This window comes from Pantoea sp. C8B4, from assembly GCF_051336905.1.
Classification (GTDB): Bacteria; Pseudomonadota; Gammaproteobacteria; order Enterobacterales; family Enterobacteriaceae; genus Pantoea; species Pantoea rwandensis_B.
Window position 1 is genome coordinate 385,288 of sequence record NZ_JBGMNK010000001.1, and the last position, 18,565, is coordinate 403,852.

14 protein-coding genes and 1 other RNA gene are annotated in these 18,565 nt (G+C 53.4%); 4 read left to right on the forward strand and 11 right to left on the reverse strand.

Annotated features, from left to right (window positions below; genetic code table 11):
* Positions 1-16 precede the first annotated feature (16 nt).
* Positions 17-3,070: a D-2-hydroxyglutarate dehydrogenase YdiJ gene (gene ydiJ, locus ACCW76_RS01730; protein ID WP_436337568.1), complete on the reverse strand. Its 3,054-nt coding sequence runs from the start codon at positions 3,068-3,070 to the stop codon at positions 17-19.
* A gap of 206 nt (positions 3,071-3,276) precedes the next feature.
* Between ydiJ and ydiK the strand changes: the two genes are divergently transcribed.
* Together ydiK and rprA are read left to right on the forward strand one after the other, a co-directional pair.
* On the forward strand, positions 3,277-4,389 hold the full coding sequence (ydiK, locus tag ACCW76_RS01735) for an AI-2E family transporter YdiK (RefSeq protein ID WP_436337569.1): 1,113 nt from the start codon (positions 3,277-3,279) through the stop codon (positions 4,387-4,389).
* A gap of 316 nt (positions 4,390-4,705) precedes the next feature.
* An RNA gene (gene rprA, locus ACCW76_RS01740) (antisense sRNA RprA) lies at positions 4,706-4,813 on the forward strand.
* 99 nt (positions 4,814-4,912) lie between these two features.
* Here the strand turns inward: rprA and ppsA are convergent.
* Positions 4,913-7,300: a phosphoenolpyruvate synthase gene (gene ppsA / locus ACCW76_RS01745; RefSeq protein ID WP_436337570.1), complete on the reverse strand. Its 2,388-nt coding sequence runs from the start codon at positions 7,298-7,300 to the stop codon at positions 4,913-4,915.
* A gap of 450 nt (positions 7,301-7,750) precedes the next feature.
* Here ppsA and ppsR point away from each other — a divergent pair, with 450 nt between their 5' ends.
* The gene (gene ppsR / locus ACCW76_RS01750; protein ID WP_034821695.1) at positions 7,751-8,578 is read left to right on the forward strand and encodes a posphoenolpyruvate synthetase regulatory kinase/phosphorylase PpsR; all 828 of its coding nucleotides are present in this window, start codon (positions 7,751-7,753) and stop codon (positions 8,576-8,578) included.
* Positions 8,579-8,726: 148 nt separating this feature from the next.
* A complete protein-coding gene (locus ACCW76_RS01755) occupies positions 8,727-9,773 on the forward strand; it encodes a 3-deoxy-7-phosphoheptulonate synthase (RefSeq protein WP_034821698.1) in 1,047 nt (348 codons plus the stop codon).
* A gap of 5 nt (positions 9,774-9,778) precedes the next feature.
* Here ACCW76_RS01755 and ACCW76_RS01760 read toward each other — a convergent pair whose 3' ends face one another.
* From ACCW76_RS01760 to pheT, 9 genes are all read right to left on the reverse strand, one after another.
* Positions 9,779-11,218 (reverse strand): protein adenylyltransferase SelO, encoded by a 1,440-nt coding sequence (locus ACCW76_RS01760; RefSeq protein ID WP_436337571.1) that lies wholly within the window; start codon positions 11,216-11,218, stop codon positions 9,779-9,781.
* Between the two features lie 97 nt (positions 11,219-11,315).
* Entirely contained in the window at positions 11,316-12,059 is a 744-nt protein-coding gene (locus tag ACCW76_RS01765) for an EAL domain-containing protein (RefSeq protein ID WP_436337685.1), read from the reverse strand.
* Positions 12,060-12,370: 311 nt separating this feature from the next.
* Complete coding sequence (locus tag ACCW76_RS01770; protein ID WP_045813968.1) at positions 12,371-12,832, reverse strand: NlpC/P60 family protein; 462 nt, start codon at positions 12,830-12,832, stop codon at positions 12,371-12,373.
* A 68-nt stretch (positions 12,833-12,900) separates the two neighbouring features.
* Positions 12,901-13,647, reverse strand: coding sequence for a vitamin B12 ABC transporter ATP-binding protein BtuD (btuD, locus tag ACCW76_RS01775; RefSeq protein WP_038647327.1), 747 nt, complete (start codon positions 13,645-13,647; stop codon positions 12,901-12,903).
* Positions 13,648-14,193: a glutathione peroxidase gene (locus tag ACCW76_RS01780; protein WP_038647329.1), complete on the reverse strand. Its 546-nt coding sequence runs from the start codon at positions 14,191-14,193 to the stop codon at positions 13,648-13,650. It abuts the gene before it with no gap.
* A gap of 39 nt (positions 14,194-14,232) precedes the next feature.
* Positions 14,233-15,216, reverse strand: coding sequence for a vitamin B12 ABC transporter permease BtuC (btuC, locus tag ACCW76_RS01785; RefSeq protein ID WP_436337572.1), 984 nt, complete (start codon positions 15,214-15,216; stop codon positions 14,233-14,235).
* A 90-nt stretch (positions 15,217-15,306) separates the two neighbouring features.
* Positions 15,307-15,678: a DUF2502 domain-containing protein gene (locus tag ACCW76_RS01790; RefSeq protein WP_038647333.1), complete on the reverse strand. Its 372-nt coding sequence runs from the start codon at positions 15,676-15,678 to the stop codon at positions 15,307-15,309.
* Positions 15,679-15,869: 191 nt separating this feature from the next.
* Positions 15,870-16,172, reverse strand: coding sequence for an integration host factor subunit alpha (gene ihfA / locus ACCW76_RS01795; RefSeq protein ID WP_007892687.1), 303 nt, complete (start codon positions 16,170-16,172; stop codon positions 15,870-15,872).
* Positions 16,173-16,176: 4 nt separating this feature from the next.
* Positions 16,177-18,564 carry a phenylalanine--tRNA ligase subunit beta gene (gene pheT, locus ACCW76_RS01800; RefSeq protein ID WP_436337573.1) on the reverse strand — a complete coding sequence of 796 codons (2,388 nt, stop codon included), beginning with the start codon at positions 18,562-18,564 and terminating at the stop codon, positions 16,177-16,179.
* Position 18,565 lies beyond the last annotated feature (1 nt).

Sequence of the window (18,565 nt, forward strand, 5' to 3'; positions counted from 1 at the left end):
GACTCCTACAATTTGTTTACATCATTTCCAGTAATGCCTGCAGCGGATGGCGCATGCCGTTGCCCTCGGCGCGTTTAACCTGGCTGCGACAGGAGAAACCTGTCGCCAGACAACGCTGACGTGGCAGTTTCTGTAATTGCGGATGCCACGAGAGTTCGTAGATGCCCAGTGAATTTTCGAGGTTCTTGCTCTCATGTCCGTACGTCCCCGCCATACCGCAACACCCGACGTTGACGTTCTCCAGCTTCGCACCGAAACGCGCAAAGATGTCCTGCCACTGATTCGGCGTAGAGGGCAGCGCAGTGACTTCAGTACAGTGCGCAAACAGATACCAGGCCTCGCCGCTGGCAGCTTGCACCGCGCGCGCATTCAGGGCCTGCTGCAACCATTCGTGGACCAGTTGCACCTTGAACTCACCACGCTGCTCACCCAGCACTTCCTGATATTCATCGCGATAACACAGCACCGTTGCGGGATCGACCCCAACCATCGGCATCCCCAATTGGGCGACACGATTTAGAAACTCGGCGGTTTTACCGGCAGTGCGCGCAAAGCGCTGCAGGAAGCCTTTCACATGCTGCGCTTTACCGTTCGGTGAGAAGGGTAATAACACCGGACGATAGCCCAGCTTTTCAATCAATTTGACAAAATCGGTCACCAGCTGTGCTTCGTAATAGCTGGTGAACGGATCCTGCACCACCAGCACACAGTTTTCACGCTGCGCGATATCCATCGCTTCCAGCTGTTCCAGCGTCAGGCTCATGGCTGGATGCCCACCGAGTTGCTGTTTCAGACTTGGCGATGAAAGCAACGGCAGATCGACCATGCCAATGTGGGTTTTACTGAGATCGCGCACCCACGGTTGCTTAAGGAAGAAGTTGAACACCTTAGGCGCTTTGGCCATCAAAGGCGCATAACTCTCAACGGTGGCCACCAAATGATCGCTCACCGGACGCAAATAGCGCGTGTGATAAAGCTGCAGGAAGCGCGAGCGGAAGCCCGGTACATCAATCTTAATCGGGCACTGCGTCGAACAGGCTTTGCAGGCTAAACAGCCTGACATCGCCTCTTTCACTTCATGAGAAAAGTCATACTCGCCCTGCTTCGCGTGCCAGGAGTTACGCGTGCGTTGGATCAGTGTGCGCAGGCTGGCCCCCTGTTTCGGCAGCGCCTGTTCCAGCTGAGAGGGATCAACGCCCTGCTCTGACAGCAAACGCAACCATTCACGCGTTAGCGTCGCGCGTCCTTTCGGCGAATGGATACGGTTGCGGGTAATCTTCATCGATGGGCACATCGGGCTACGCGCATCAAAGTTGAAGCATAAGCCGTTGCCGTTGCACTCCATGGCGCCGCGCCAGTCAGTTCGCACCGTGACCGGAATCTGACGATCGTAAGTGCCACGTTTCACCGCATCCACCTGCATCATCGGCTCGTTGCTGCTCAGCGGGGTGCATATCTTGCCGGGGTTCAGGCGATTATCAGGATCAAAGGCCGCTTTAATCGCGCGCAGTTCGTTGAACAGCGTCTCGCCAAAAAATTCCGGGCTGTACTGCGCGCGGAATCCTTTACCGTGTTCACCCCACAGTAATCCGCCGTAGCGCGCGGTCAGCGCCACCACTTCGTCGGAGATTTGCTTCATCAGCATCTCTTGTTGCGGATCGCACATGTCGAGCGCAGGACGCACGTGCAGAACACCGGCGTCCACATGGCCAAACATGCCGTAACTCAGGCCATGGCTATCGAGCAAAGCACGGAAATCGACAATGTAATCCGCCAGTTGTTCTGGCGGTACTGCCGTGTCTTCCACAAACGGAATCGGCTTAGCGCGCCCTTTGGCGTTGCCCAGCAAGCCCACCGCTTTTTTGCGCATATTATAAATGCGCTCGATACCGCCTAAATCATTACACAGCTGATAGCCGATCACACCGCCCTGCTGCTGCGCCATCAACTCCTCCAGCCGAGCGCACAAGCTGTTGACCTGCTGTTCGATTAATTCGCCGTTGTCACCGGCAAATTCAACAATATTCAGACCGAGCATTTCCTTATCCGGCACATCGGTAATCAGCTCTTTTACCGAGTGCCAGACAATATCCTCTCGTGCCAGATTCAACACTTTAGAATCCACGGTTTCCACTGACAGCGCTTTGGCTTCCACCATGAAAGGGGCATTACGCAACGCAGAGTCAAAGGAGTCATACTTGATGTTCACCAGACGACGCACTTTAGGGATCGGCGTGATGTCCAGACGCGCTTCCGTAATAAAGGCCAGCGTCCCTTCTGCACCGCATAACAAGCGCGTCAGATCGAAGGTTTGCATGTCATCGCTGAACACATGACGCAAGTCATAACCGGTCAGGAAGCGGTTAAGCTTAGGGAATTTATCCAGAATCAGGTCACGCTGATCACGACAGCGGTTTAACACCTGTTGATAGATGCGCCCTTCGGCTGTCGGTGTTGTTGCTAATTGCTCAGCCAGTTCGGTGGGCATCGCGCGGGTATCCAGGATATCACCGCCGAGCAGAACCGCCCGCAATCCCTCCACGTGATCCGAGGTTTTACCATACACCAGCGAACCCTGCCCGGATGCATCGGTATTGATCATGCCACCTAAGGTAGCGCGATTACTGGTGGAGAGCTCCGGCGAAAAGAAGAATCCATAAGGCTTCAGCCAGGCATTGAGCTGATCTTTCACCACGCCCGCTTCCACACGCACCCAACCCTGTTCAGGATTGATTTCAAGGATGCGATTCATGTAGCGCGACATGTCGACCACAATGCCCTGATTGAGTGACTGACCGTTGGTACCCGTTCCGCCGCCGCGTGGGGTAAACACCAGGCTGTTAAACCGCGTTTCACCTGCCAGACGCGCGATTAATGCCACGTCCGCCGTCGAACGCGGAAACAGCGCGGCATCGGGTAACAGCTGATAAATGCTGTTATCGGTAGAAAGCGAGAGACGATCGGCATAACTGGTGGCGGTATCGCCGGTGAAGCCTTGTTCTTTTAATGACTGCAGGAATGTCAGCACCAGTTGAACGAGGCCTGGCGCCTGGGAAATCTGTGGGATCATTATTGCGTGACCGAGATGTTGTAAACGTTTGCGTGGTTATTTTTTTCAACCATTGGTTTTATCATATTTTTTTATCGCCTGCTGTTTTTTCAGGAAAGACCTTCGCGCGCCCTGCTTTTTTCTGTTTAATTTTCAGGAAATAGCTCATCATTGATCAGGGCCCACGCGGTCCACCACGAAGGATTAATTGAGGTCAAAACGTTGTGATGAAAAGCCTGCAACGCGGTATGGATCTACCGCAACTGCTGTTCTCGTTGATGTTCATTCTCATCATGATCATCGCCTGCCTGTGGGTGGTACAACCCTTTATTCTGGGCTTTGCCTGGGCCAGCATGGTGGTGATTGCGACCTGGCCATTAATGATCCGTTTGCAGCATCTGCTGTGGGGACGACGATCGCTGGCGGTGATCGCCATGACCATTCTATTACTGCTGCTGTTTATTATTCCGATTGCCCTGCTGGTGAGTAGCCTGATCGACAACAGCGCGCCGGTCATCGCCTGGGCAACGCAACGCCATCTGGTTTTCCCGGACTTTGTCTGGCTGCGCGAGATTCCTTATGTCGGCAACAAAACCTACTCCAGCTACCACAAAATGGTCGATGGCGGCGGTACAGCGATTTTAAATCAGCTGCAACCTTACATTGGTCGCACCACAGGCTTCTTTGTGGCACAAGCCGGCCACTTCGGCCGCTTTATGATTCACCTCGCCGTCATGCTGCTGTTTAGCGTGTTGCTCTACTGGCGCGGTGAGCAGGTCGGCCACGGCATTCGCCACTTTGCTTATCGCATGGGCGGACGTCGCGGCGATGCGGCGGTGCTACTGGCCGGGCAAGCGATTCGTGCCGTGGCGCTGGGCGTGGTGGTGACGGCGCTGGTGCAGGGTGTGCTGGGCGGTATTGGCCTGGCAATCTCCGGCATCCCTTACGCCACTCTGCTCACCGTGCTGATGATTCTGACATGCCTGGTGCAGTTGGGGCCGTTAGTGGTGCTGGTACCGGCCATCATCTGGCTCTACTGGAGTGGCGATACCACCTGGGGCACGATATTACTGGTGTGGAGTTGTGTGGTCGGTACGCTCGATAGCGTGTTGCGTCCGATGCTGATTCGCATGGGTGCAGATTTGCCGATGATTCTGATCCTTTCCGGTGTTATCGGTGGATTGATCGCCTTCGGCATGATTGGGCTGTTTATTGGTCCTGTGGTATTAGCCGTGTCCTATCGTCTGGTTTCCGTATGGATGCATGAAGCCCCTGCCCCGGATGATGACCCGCAAACGGTCATCGAAGCTCTTGCCGAACACGAGGAAGAGCAACCTTAAAGCAGACCTTTTCTGCGAGCGGTGCAGATAAATGCACCGCCTTCTTCTCGCACTCCTGATTTGCCTTACCTACCGCGCTGAAAGCAACTTAATCGCTGTCACATAATTGCCTGCAACACCTTTTATTTTTCATAAGCGATTTTTAAGAAAAAACGCAGATTTAGGCGCTTTAGGTGGATTTCGCTAACGGAATGATTATTTTTCGAACTGAATCATCAGGCGCAACCGTTAAAAAAGCACAGAAAAGATTATCAGCTTTAAACTAATAAGAGGATTCTTAAAGACGCCAGCAAGCCTGATGAATAACATGAATCCTATGTTTGAGATCAAACCACTGATTTTTAAACAACCTTTTTCCCCTGAGTAAAGTGAAGAATTGCTGTGTGTAGTCTTTGCCCATCCCCTGTGATGGGCTTTTTTTTTGTATTTTTTATGGATAAAGAAAAGGCCAGCAGCGCTGGCCTTAATGATTTCATCAAGGACGCTTCAGATTTACCCCGAACGCGTCCTAATTGATGTCTGATTACTGCTTAGCAGCATCCAATTCCGCCAGATTTAACCAGGTTTGCACCACGGTATCCGGGTTCAATGACAGGCTATCAATCCCCTGCTCCATCAACCATGCTGCGAAGTCTTCATGGTCTGAAGGGCCCTGCCCGCAAATTCCCACGTATTTACCCTGTTTCTTCGCGGCCTGAATTGACATCGACAGCAGCGCCTTCACGGCGTCGTTGCGCTCATCAAACAGCGCCGAGACCACACCAGAATCGCGATCAAGGCCTAGCGCCAGTTGCGTCATATCGTTCGAACCGATAGAGAAGCCATCGAAGTACTGCAGGAACTGCTCAGCCAGCAAGGCGTTTGATGGTATTTCACACATCATGATCACCTTCAAGCCGTTCTCACCGCGCTTCAGACCTTGCTTACCGAGTTCTTCCACCACGGCCGCCGCCTGGTCAACGGTGCGCACAAATGGAATCATAATCTCGACGTTGGTCAGACCCATTTCATTACGCACACGTTTCACGGCTTCACACTCCAGCGCGAAACAGTCGCGGAAGCTGTCCGCCACATAGCGCCCCGCGCCACGGAAGCCCAGCATCGGGTTCTCTTCTTCTGGCTCGTAACGCTCGCCACCCACCAGGTTGGCGTATTCGTTCGATTTGAAGTCTGAGAGGCGCACAATGACGCGCTTCGGCGCGAAGGCCGCACCCAGGGTAGCGATCCCTTCGGTCAGACGGGCGATGTAGAACTCAACCGGATCGTCGAAACCTTTCATCATTTGACGAATCTGCTGCTGCAATTCCGGTGTCTGCTGGTCAAATTCCAGCAGGGCTTTCGGATGCACGCCGATCATACGGTTGATGATAAATTCCAGACGTGCCAGACCGACACCCTCGTTCGGCAAACAGGCGAAGTCAAAGGCACGATCCGGGTTACCGACGTTCATCATGATTTTCAGTGGCAGGTCCGGCATGGTATCCACTTGCGAGCTGGTGACTTCAAAGTCCAGCAGATCCTGATACACATAACCGGTGTCGCCTTCAGCACAGGAAACGGTCACCTTATGCCCATCTTTCAGATGGTCGGTGGCATCACCGCAGCCAACGACAGCAGGAATGCCCAGCTCACGCGCGATGATCGCCGCATGGCAGGTACGGCCGCCACGATTGGTGACAATCGCGGAGGCTTTCTTCATGATCGGTTCCCAATCTGGGTCAGTCATGTCAGTGACCAGCACATCACCTTTTTCGATGCGGTGCATTTCGCTGATGTCATGAATCACTTTCACTTCACCCGCGCCAATGCGATGGCCGATGGCACGACCTTCGGCCAGCACCTTGCCTTTCCCTTGCAGGTTATAGCGCTCCATCACCTGACCGTTTGACCGCACGGTTTCCGGACGCGCCTGCACAATGAACAATTTGCCAGTGTGACCATCTTTGGCCCACTCGATATCCATGGGGCGTTTGTAGTGCTGCTCAATCAACACCGCCTGACGCGCCAGATCCTGCACTTCTTCATCGGTCAGACTAAAGCGGTCACGCTGCTCCTGATCGACATCTTCAATGCGCACCTGCTCACCGTGTTCCTGAGAATCGGCATATACCATGCGAATCTTTTTGGAGCCCATGGTGCGGCGAACGATGGCCGGGCGATTGGCTGCCAGCGTCGGTTTATGCACATAGAACTCATCCGGGTTGACCGCCCCCTGCACCACCATTTCTCCGAGGCCAAACGCCGAGGTGATGAAGACCACCTGGTCGAAACCGGATTCAGTATCAATAGTGAACATCACGCCGGAAGAGGCAAGATCGGATCGCACCATGCGCTGAATACCAGCTGACAGGGCCACGCCACGATGGTCGTAACCCTGATGCACACGATAGGAGATCGCACGATCGTTAAATAAGGAAGCGTACACGTGCTTCACGGCCACCAGCACCGCATCGAAGCCCTGCACGTTAAGGAACGTCTCCTGCTGCCCCGCAAACGAGGCATCGGGCATGTCCTCCGCGGTGGCGGATGATCGCACCGCAAAGGAAGCGTCGGCATCATCAGAGGAGAGTTGCTCATAGGCAGTACGAATCGCCTCTTCCAGCTCAGGCAGGAATGGCGTGTCCACAACCCATTGACGAATTTGTTTACCGGCCTTAGCCAGCTCTTCAACATCATCAATATCCGTTTTGTCCAGCAAATCATAAATGCGCTGGTTCAGTCCGCTTTGATCGAGAAACAGATTAAAGGCGTAAGATGTCGTGGCATAGCCGTTAGGCACGGAGACGCCCAATGACGACAAGTTAGTAATCATTTCTCCCAGGGAAGCATTCTTGCCCCCCACCCGATCAACATCATGCATGCCAAGCTGGTTGTACCAGAGCACTAGCGACTGTTGGTCTTGATTGGACATTGAGATTATCCTTCATTTAAATGATTGGAGCACATGGAACAATTTGCTATTCGCCAAAACAGCCTGGCACAATCAATTAATAAAGACTAAGTGTTGAATCGTTAAAGCAGAAAAAGAAACGCAAAATCGGACTAGTACCTGTTAGTGCTAGCGTTGCGCAACGGGCTTATTTAATGCTGAAACATGGCCGCAACGATATTTTTCCCCTTTTCAGAGGGTTAGCCATTGCTTTTTGTTGCGCAACAGATTCAGACTTTATTTTTACCTTGTGATAAAAATTGCGGGGAAATAGCCGTTTTCAAAACAGCATTTCATCTAATATTGTTCATCACACAAATCAAATTCCAGCAGAAAGCGCTAACGATATGGATATTTCATTTTATTTTTAATTAAAATGAAATATCAGCAATGACATTGTTACGCAAAAGTAAATAAGAGGGGATTTCGCCTATGAGCACTGAGCGCAGTGTGTTCTACATTTCAGACGGTACCGCCATTACCGCGGAGGTATTGGGGCATGCCGTTTTGTCGCAATTCCCTGTGAACATCAATAGTGTGACCCTGCCCTTTGTTGAGAATGTTCAGCGAGCTCAGGCGGTGAAGGCGCAGATTAACGCGCTGTATCAGCAAAGCGGCGTACGTCCGATTGTGTTCTTTTCCATCGTCACCCCGGATGTGCGCGAAATCATTCTGGAAAGCGAAGGCTTTTGTCAGGACATCGTGCAGGCATTAGTGGGCCCGTTGCAAAGTGAACTGGGCGTTGCTTCAATGCCAGTGGCGCACCGAACCCATGGTCTGACGGCGAGCAATCTCGGCAAGTATGATGCGCGTATTGCCGCAATTGATTACACCCTGGCGCACGATGATGGTATTTCACTGCGTGGTCTGGAAGATGCGCAGGTCATTTTGCTCGGCGTCTCTCGCTGTGGCAAAACACCCACCAGCCTCTATCTGGCAATGCAGTTTGGTGTACGTGCGGCAAACTATCCCTTTATCGCCGATGACATGGATAACCTAAAATTGCCGCCGGCGTTACGCGCCCATCAACATAAGCTGTTTGGATTAACCATCGATCCTGAACGTCTGGCGGCGATTCGGCAAGAGCGTGCAGAGAATACCCGTTATGCCTCAATGCGCCAGTGCCGGCTCGAAGTGGGAGAAGTGGAAGCGCTCTTCCGCACGCATCAGATTCGTTACCTTAACAGTACCAACTATTCGGTCGAGGAGATTGCCACCAAAATCCTCGACATCATGGGTCTGCGCCGCAGCATGTATTAATCGGTACGCCAGGCCGTAAAGCCTGGCTTCCGTCTTGTTTCGCTCACCTTTCTTTTTAGCGGGTTGAATTCGCGGCCTATTGGTTTATTGTGACCACCATCACTTCCCGGTATTTCACCGTTGCGAAGAACAGATTTTGAGAATCCCAATGAACAAGACTGATGAACTGCGTACTGCGCGCATCGGCAGCCTGCTAACGCCTGCTGCGCTTGCGCAAGAACACCCCATTTCACCGGAGGTGGCGGCCACCGTCACCGCTGCGCGCCAGCGTATTGCACGTATTTTAACCGGCGAAGATCCACGCCTGTTGGTGATTATCGGCCCGTGCTCGCTGCACGACCCTAAAGCCGCGCTGGAATATGCCGAACGCCTCAACGTGTTACGCGAACGTTATCAGGACCGTCTGGAAATCGTGATGCGCGCTTACTTCGAAAAACCGCGCACGGTGGTCGGCTGGAAAGGATTGATCTCAGATCCGGATCTGGATGGCAGTTTCGACGTTAATCGCGGCATCGCCATTGCCCGTAAACTGTTGCTGGATATCAACGCCACCGGTATGCCGACCGCCACCGAGTTCCTCGATATGGTGATCGGCCAGTTTATTGCAGACCTGATCAGCTGGGGCGCCATTGGTGCACGCACCACAGAGAGTCAGATCCACCGAGAAATGGCTTCGGCACTGTCGTGCCCCGTTGGTTTTAAAAACGGTACGGACGGCAATGTGCAAATCGCGGTGGATGCCATTCGCGCCTCACGCGTCAGCCATATGTTCCTTTCGCCGGATAAGCACGGTCAGATGACGATTTATCAGACCAGCGGCAATCCGCATGGTCATGTCATTCTGCGCGGTGGTCGTCAACCTAACTACCACGCCGAAGATGTCGCGGCCGCGGCCGCAAATCTGCGTGACTTTAATTTGCCGGAACAGCTGATCATCGACTTCAGCCATGGTAACTGCCTGAAACAGCATCGTCGCCAGCGCGATGTTGCGGATGATGTGGCAGCACAGATTCGTGCGGGATCCCGTGCGGTCGCAGGCGTGATGATTGAAAGCTTCCTGCAGGAAGGCAATCAGAAAGTGGTGAGCGGTGAACCGTTAAACTACGGTCAGTCCATTACCGATCCCTGCCTGAGCTGGGAAGACAGCGCCGAAGTGCTGGAGAAACTGGCTGCCGCGGTCGACAGCCGTTTTTAATCACCTTAGCTGGAGCAACTCACCTCCAGCGTTTTGCCCCACTCTGGCGGCCGTTGGCGTAACTCTGCGCTGACGGCCGCATCATCAAATGGCTGCTGTAAGGCCAGATGGAGCCGCTCCAGCGCCGCCTTCTCACCCTGCTCGACTTCTTCAATCACCTGCTGTGCCAGATAATTGCGCAACACCAGCGCCGGGTTGGCCGCTTTCATGACCTGCTGGCGTTGTTCATCTGATGCTTCATCCTGCAGCAGACGCTGACGATAGCCGTCGTACCAGTGGTCAAACGCCTCGCGATCGATAAATTCATCACGCAGCGGCGAACGCTGTTGATGCTGCTGCGTCTCACTCAGTAAGCGGAAGGTCAGCGTGTAATCGCTTCGCTCTTGTGTCATCAGCGACAGCAGTTGCGTCAGAATCGCGTTGTCATTGGCATCGGCAGTCAGAAGACCCAGTTTAGCGCGCATCTTCTCACCCCAGACCCGCATCAGTTCCGTTTCATACTGGCTGAGCGCCTGTTTTAACTGATCCGTGCTCATCAACCCTGACAATGCATGCGCCAGACGGTTGAGGTTCCACAAACCAATCATCGGCTGATTCTCAAAGGAATAGCGCCCCTGATAATCGCTGTGATTGCAGATGAATCCGGGCTGGTAATCATCAAGGAAGCCATACGGACCATAATCCAGCGTCAGTCCGAGGATCGACATGTTGTCGGTGTTCATCACGCCATGCGCAAAACCTACGCTCTGCCATTGGGCGATCAGGCTGGCAGTGCGTTTCACGATATCGGTAAACCACAGCACATAGCGGTCAGCGTCATCGCTTAGCTGCGGCCAGTGATGATGAATGGCGTAATCCGCCAGTTGCCGGACCTTATCCTGCTCGCCGCCATAGTAAAAATGTTCAAAGTGACCAAAACGCAGATGACTCTCAGCGATGCGCATCAGCATTGCCCCGCGTTCCTGCGTTTCACGCAGCACCGGCTCATCGCCAATCGCCAGAGCCAGCGCGCGAGTGGTGGGAATCCCCAAATGATGCAGCGCTTCCGAAGCCAGGAACTCACGCACGCTGGAACGAATCACCGCCCGGCCATCCCCCATACGCGAATAGGGCGTTAATCCCGCCCCTTTCAAATGCCAGTCGAGTTTACGTCCGTTCGTCAGTTGCTGTTCACCCAGCAGAATGCCACGCCCATCACCCAGTTGGCCGGCCCACACGCCAAATTGATGTCCGCTGTAAACCTGTGCCAGCGGTGCCATACCTGGCAATAGTTCACGACCACTCCAGACGCCGTGCCCCTGCCCAGTGAAGAGCCCGGCATCCAGTTCCATTTCTGCCGCCAGCGGCGCGTTATGATAGAACAGACGCCCGCCTTCCAACGGCGTTGGCATCAGCGCCGTATAGCATCCCGACAGCTCTTGCTGCCAGCTGTTAATAAATTGCATCACCACTCCAGAAGGTGCACACGAAAAGCACCGACAGTGAGTTTAAAGAATAGGGTTCAGTGTAACGCTGGGCGTCAGCGGATGACAGTTGAAAGGACTACTGCTGTGAAGGGGTATGCGAAGTCACATCAGGATAAATAAGATCACCTAACCGTTCCGCTTTGACAACCGGGAACAAATTGCCTTGCAGTTGAGCTCCGCTCAGGGTGCTGACTTTCTCCAGCATGACGTTATCGTCAACACCACATATTATGAGCTGATCGGCATAATCTGAGAAATTATCGATGACCGTTTGGATAAAGGGTGTAAAAGATGCACGTTTAGCCAGGCCTTGTATAAAGGTTTTATCCAGTTTCAGTACACTAAAGAGATTATCGTAAACTGCGGTCGCAGGTGCTTTACCCGCACCAAATTGGGAAAGCGATAAACGGAATTCCTGCTGTAATGTGGCCAAAAGTGGCTGCGCTTTTCCGCGCGCTAATTGCGGAAACGTTTCGCTAATATCGAGAATAATAAAAGGAAGTTGTTTAAATTTCCTTAACAGAAATTCACTTTCAAGCAGCGTTAACGCCATCGAATCATCAATACGAACCAGAGCGATAATTTGATGTAGCTCAAAAAAGTCACGGTACTTTTCCAGTAAAGAAAGCTGGCTCTGCATTAACCGTAATTGCTGCGCATCGTCTAATTGCGGCAACAGCAAATCCTGCGGCAGCGTAATAGGTGCGCTGTCGTGGACGAATTGCGTCACCAGCTCGACCGCAGTCAGCTGGCCCGCCAGTGTATAAACTGGATAGAACCAGGTTTCCGACTGATAGTCGGCAGATAAATGGACTTTCATTTTAGCAGCCAGAAGCAGTGGCAATTGGCGCATCGTATATCAATGAAAACGGTCAGGCAATAGGACCAAACGTTAGAAGAGACGCAATTTTTTGCCTGATTAAACCGTTTTAAGCCATAAATAAAACTTAAGCCAAATAACCGGGGTGGTTGTCCATACTCATTAAATAAATTCAGTCTTATTTTTAGTATTAATGCGGTCGCAGGTAAAGTGCCATTTTAAATGAGAGTTAAATTCGAGGGGAATTCAATAATAAATCGGCTGAAAAACCATGAAGAGAATAGGTCATTCAGCACTGGTATGGTAATCACTCAGATACGACGTGCCTGCCAAAATACCTTGCGCCAATAGACATTATCCAGTGAAGAGCGAATCACGCCCTGGCTGGTAGAAGCGTGGATAAAGGTGTTATCGGTATCATAAATACCCACATGCAGGCCATTCTCTCCGCTGCCCGTTTTAAAGAAGACCAGATCACCGGGCAGCAAATCGCGTTTATCAATGCGTGTACCAATATCCGTCTGGTCGACGGTAGAACGCGGCAGTTGCATATCGAATTTATCGCGGAAGGTTAGATAAACAAAACCAGAGCAGTCTACACCGCCTCGACTTAATCCACCGTAGCGATAAGGTGTGCCACGCCAGCGACCTAACTGATCGTTGAGTTGAGCAATCACGGTGATGGAATCAGAAAGACGGCCATTCGGCGGCGGCGCGTGATGGCTACTACACCCAGCCAGCAGCATCATCAGAAGAAATACCGTTATTCGCATCAGAATGTCCCTAAATCCGTCGCCCGGATGACACTTTAGCGGCAAATCTGCTTAACAGGCAATGTTATTCAGGGAATAAACAGCAAAGGGCCTTGCGGCGTATCCAATTGTTCAAACTCGGTTTGGTAAAGCGGAGAGAGATTGGCGGCGGTGAGGACTTCCCGCGCACGTCCCTGCATGACCACTTCCCCCTGATGCATCAACCCTACGCGGTCAGCATGGCGCAGACTGTGGTTAAGATCGTGGCCGCTGGCAATCACCGCGATACCGGCGCGGCACAGCTGGAGCAGCAATTTGTCCACGGCTCGCTGCTGTGCGACATCCAGCGCCGTCAGTGGCTCATCCAGAATTAAAAGCTTGCCGTGAGGATTGATCGCTGGATGGATTTGCATCACCACCGCCGCCAGCCGCACGCGCTGCCATTCGCCTCCGGAGAGCTGCGTCAGCTTACGGGTTAATTTGTCCTGTACGCTGAGTTGCGTCAGCACATCATTGAGTGTGACATCTGCCTGCGGCGACGCCGAAGAGAAATGCAATCGTAGATAGTGCCAGACGGGCATGGTCCCTAACGCGGCCTGTTGTTGCGGTAACCAGGCACGCCACTGAGCCAGCGCGGACCCGCTTAAGCGGCTCAACGACATTCCTGCAAGCTGAATCACGCCTTGAGCCGGTAATAATCCCGACAGCGCACTGAGCAAAGTACTTTTTCCCGCGCCATTCGGGCCCACCAGATGTATCCATTCACCCGCATTAACGCTGAGATCAACCGGAGCCAGACGTCCCGCGACGCTGACTCCCTGACACTGCAACAGCATTTACTCTGCCAGCGCCTGCTCAACGCGTTTCAGGATGATCGGATCATCAGGCGTCATATCCGGAGAAAAACGCGCAATCACCTTGCCCTGTTTGTTGATGAGGAATTTTTCGAAATTCCACAAAATGTCGCCCTCAGCTTTAGGTGCACGACCTTTGCTCACCATACGCTCGAGGAAACCGCTGCCTTCAGGACGTTCGGCTTCCGGCTGCGCTGCCGTTAACTGCGCATACAGCGGATGACGATCTGCACCGTTCACATCGGTTTTATCGAACATCGGGAAAGTCACACCATAAGTGGTGCTACAGAAGGTTTTGATCTCTTCGTTGCTGCCCGGCTCCTGCTCCAGAAACTGGTTGCACGGGAAACCCAGCACGCTAAAGTTTTTGTCCTGCCAGGCTTTCTGCAGTGATTCAAGTTGCTCATACTGCGCCGTCAGCCCACATTTTGACGCCACGTTGACCACCAGCAGTACGTTGTCCTGATACTGTGCCAGCGTCGTTTTTTCGCCGTCCAGGGTAACCAGTTCTGTCTGATAAATGCTCATTGTCGATTCCTGTTGTTGAGACCAAGATGCCAGCCATTGCTAGCGCGAAGATTTCACTAATAGCACGATAAACAGCGGTGCGCCGAGGGTGGCGGTGACCACGCCAATCGGCAGCTCTGCCGACGTCAGCACCAGTCGGGCGATAATATCTGCCCCGAGGAGCACCGCAGCCCCTGCCAGCGCCGAGGCGGGCAGCAGGTAACGATGATCGCTAAAACCGCTTAAGCGTAACAGATGAGGGATGACCAATCCGACAAACCCGATGGCACCGGCCATCGCCACGCTGGTGCCAACCAGCCAGCCCATCGCCAGCACTAACAGGTTGCGCCATAACAACAACGGCAGGCCTAGCTGACGCGCCGAGGTTTCCCCCAGTGAGAGTAAATTCAGCGTCCGCGCGGTGGCGGTAAGCAGCAGAGTAACCGGCAACAGCGCCAGCATCATCCAGCCATAGCGCCAGTCAATACCGCCAAAGCCGCCCATCATCCAGTACATTAACTGCCGCAGATCGAGGCTGGTGCTAAAGTACACGGCCCATGTCATCACTGCGCTACAGATAATGCCGAGCGCGACCCCCGTGAGCAATAAGCGGTTGGCTGAAAGCTTGCGATGGGCAAAGTGCAGCAGGATCAGCGTGATCAATAATGCGCCCGCCATCGCCGCCAGCGCCAGGCTCCATAATGAGCCATTGCCGAGCATGACACCCAACACTAACCCAATGCCCGCGCCATTTGATACGCCAAGCAGGCCGGGTTCTGCCAGCGGATTGTTGAACAGCGCCTGCATCACCACACCACACACCGCCAGTGCAGCGCCCACCAGCAGCACGGCCAGCGTCCGCGGTAAGCGTAACTGCCAGACGAAGAGCTCACCCTTCGATGAAAACCATTGGGTTGGGGATATCCAGCTGTCTCCAGCACACAGACTGAGTACAAACAGCAGTAGCAGAGTGGCACTCAGCAGCATCAGCCAGCGCTGGCTGCGACGATCGGCCTGATAAGCAAGCTGGTCCAACAGAGTCATAGATGAGATTGGCTGAGAAAACAGAGATTTGATTGTAGTGAGATTGTGGCAAAAAGAAAGCGGCACCGAGTGGGTGCCGCTGAGTAATACTTACTGATGAGGCGGGATCGGTTGACCGTGATTATCACGCTTATCGTGGTTATCGTGGTTATCACGCGGGTCATGATGCTGGTCGCGCGGCTGCGGTTTGTTATCGTGGCGCGGCGCATTGCCCGGGTGCTGTGACTGCCAGCCGTTACCGTTCCAGTAACCGTGTGGGCCTTTCATGCCAACACGCTGATTGTGGTGCTGTTTCCACCAGGTTGGCGCTCGCCAGTCGTAGCCATCCCAATAGTAGCCACGTTTATCCTGATCACCGATATGAATAGAGACACCCGGTGTGTTGATGTTAACGGAAACATTGGCGCTAGCCAGCAGCGGCATGCCTAACAGGATGCCCAGTAAAAGTGCTGTCTTTTTCATCAGCAATACCTCTTGTTATGTGATGGCGCTGTTATAACAAATGGATTGCGACAGTCACTATCAGCCAGTGCCGATTTTCATCCTATTTTCCGCATACTTACGAAATCCTGACATTATGGAAAAATTGCGCAGAATGGCTATCTTGCAGCCAATAAAAAAGGCCGCTAAGCGGCCTTTTTGTCATACTGAAATTAGTCAGCGTCCTTCGGTGTCGCGTTCTCAACGCGACTTTTCAACTTCTGTCCCGGACGGAAGGTCACCACTCGGCGGGCAGTGATAGGAATATCTTCCCCCGTCTTCGGGTTACGGCCCGGACGTTGGTTTTTGTCACGCAGATCAAAATTACCAAATCCGGACAGTTTAACCTGTTCTCCGTTCTCCAACGCGCGGCGAACTTCTTCAAAGAAGAGCTCAACCAACTCTTTGGCATCGCGTTTGCTCAACCCGAGTTTTTCAAACAGGTACTCTGACATTTCAGCTTTTGTAAGCGCCATAGGTTCAATCCCTCAAGGTTGCCTGGAATCGCTCTTTTAATGCCGCAACGCATTTGGCAACGGTCGCGGCAATCTCCTCTTCTTCGAGTGTCCGGCTGGTATCCTGCAAAATCAGGCTAATCGCGAGGCTCTTTTCGCCCTCGTTCACGCCCTTACCACGGTACACGTCAAACAAGTTTACGCCAACTACCTGATTTACGCCAACTTTCTTACACTCCGCGATGATATCTGCTGCGGGCACGTTTTCAGCCACTACCACAGCGATATCACGACGGTTCGCCGGGAAGCGTGAAATCTCGCGCGCGTCAGGCAGGACGCGGTCTGCGACCTTATTCCAAAGCAGTTCAAACACTAAGGTGCGGCCGTTGAGATCCAGCTTACGTTCCAACTCCGGATGAACCACTCCGATAAATCCGATTCGTTCGCCGCGTAAATAAATTGCCGCGCTCTGTCCTGGATGCAGTGCCGGATTAGCTTCTGCACGGAAAGAAATCTCATCAAGTTTACCGGTCAAATCCAGTAGCGACTCTAAATCGCCTTTTAAATCATAGAAGTCAACTGTCTGGCGCGCCAGATCCCAATGCTCTTCGTAACGATTACCGCTCAGAACCCCCGCCAGCATAAGATCCTGGCGAATACCGAGATCGGCCTGCGTATCAGGAACAAAGCGCAAACCGCTCTCAAACAGGCGTACGCGGCCTTGCTGACGGTTCTGGTTATACACCACTGCACCAAGCAGGCCGGTCCACAGCGACAGGCGCATCGCCGACATATCGCTGGAAATTGGGCTTGGCAGAATCAGCGCTTCTTCGCCTGGATGCAGCAACTGCTGCACTTTGGGATCAACGAAGCTATAAGTAATGGCTTCCTGATAACCTTTATCGACGAGCAGGTTACGCGCCCGCTTCAGCGACAAATCCGCTTCGCGATGCTGAGTCATGATCAGGTTGGCTTTCACTGGCACGTCTGGGATGTTGTTGTAGCCGTATACGCGAGCCACTTCTTCAACCAGATCTTCCTCAATCGCCATATCGAAACGCCAGCTTGGCGCAACGGCTGTCCACTCGCCATTGCCCACGCTCACTTCGCAACCCAGACGCGTCAGGATATCGGTGACCTGCTCATCGGCGATCACGTGACCAATCAGACGGTCCAGCTTTTCGCGACGCAACGTGATAGTGGCGCGCTCAGGCAATTTACTGGCGTCGGTTTGATCGATAACCGGACCTGCTTCACCCCCACAGATGTCGAGCAGCAGCTGGGTAGCACGCTCAATGGCTTTGAATTGCAGCGCCGGATCAACACCACGCTCGTAACGATGCGACGCATCGGTATGCAGGCCCTGACGACGTGCACGGCCGGTGATCGCCAGCGGTTCAAAGAAGGCACACTCGAACAGCACATTTTTGGTTTCTTCGTTCACACCAGAGTGTTCACCACCAAAAATACCGCCCATCGCCAGCGCTTTCTGATGGTCAGCAATCACCAGCGTATCGCTGCTGAGTTTGGCTTCAGTGCCATCCAACAGCGTCAACACTTCGCCCTCTTCCGCCATACGCACCACAATGCCGCCGTCAATGCGGTCGAGGTCAAAGGCATGCATTGGCTGACCCAGTTCCAGCAGAACGTAGTTAGTGATGTCTACCACCGGGTCGATAGAACGGATTCCACAGCGACGCAGTTTTTCACGCATCCACAGTGGCGTTGCCGCTTTTACGTTAATTCCTTTCACCACGCGGCCCAGATAACGTGGGCAAGCCTCTGTGGCGTCCACGCGAATCGGGAAGGTATCGGTGATTGTTGCCTTAACGGGCTCAATCGTTGGCTCAGTGAGCGGCAAACCGTTGACCACCGCCACATCGCGCGCGATGCCGATAATACCGAGGCAATCAGCACGGTTAGGCGTCACACTGATTTCAATGGTGTTGTCATCCAGTTGCAGATAGCTGCGGATATCCGTGCCAATCGGCGCATCAGCGGGCAGTTCAATAATGCCGCTGTGATCGTCGGAAATACCCAGCTCAGAGAACGAGCACAGCATGCCTTCTGAAGGCTCACCGCGCAGTTTCGCGGCTTTGATTTTGAAATCGCCTGGCAGCACAGCGCCGACGGTCGCCACCGCGACTTTCAGGCCCTGGCGGCAGTTTGGCGCGCCACAGACGATATCCAGCAGGCGCTCGCCGCCCACGTTGATTTTGGTCACGCGCAGTTTGTCGGCGTTCGGGTGCTGGCCGCACTCCACCACTTCACCCACCACCACGCCATGGAACGCACCGGCGACAGGATCCACGCCGTCCACTTCCAGGCCGGCCATGGTGATTTGCTCAGACAGCGCAGCGCTGTCCAGGGCTGGATTTACCCATTCGCGTAACCAGAGTTCACTGAATTTCATT